This window comes from Aeromonas piscicola, from assembly GCF_000820005.1.
GTDB lineage: Bacteria > Pseudomonadota > Gammaproteobacteria > Enterobacterales > Aeromonadaceae > Aeromonas > Aeromonas piscicola.
Genome location: NZ_CDBL01000055.1, coordinates 121,247 through 121,540, shown reverse-complemented (window position 1 = coordinate 121,540; position 294 = coordinate 121,247). Strand labels below are relative to the sequence as shown.

The 294-nt window shown below is 66.7% G+C and carries 1 protein-coding gene; it reads left to right on the top strand.

Translation table 11 applies throughout. The features are described 5' to 3' along the window. Nucleotides 1–294: SAM-dependent methyltransferase (locus tag BN1128_RS13865; RefSeq protein ID WP_042869742.1), on the top strand; the 294-nt coding region annotated here is incomplete at both ends.

Below are 294 nucleotides of genomic sequence, written 5' to 3'. Positions count from 1 at the left end.
CAGCAGCAGGCCGCCGAGCAGAGCGTCGTCGAGCTGCTCAATGAGCCGGTGCAGAGCAAGGGAAGCGTCACCCTGGTCGGTGCCGGCCCCGGCGATGCAGGCTTGCTCACCCTGAACGGCTTGCAGCAGCTGCAACAGGCGGATGTGGTGGTCTATGACCGGCTGGTCTCGCAGGAGGTGCTGGCGCTTGTTCGCCGGGATGCCGAGCGGATTTTCGTCGGTAAGGAGGCGGGCCGCCACTGTGTACCCCAGCAGGCGATCAACCAGCTGTTGCTGGATCAGGCCCGCCTCGGC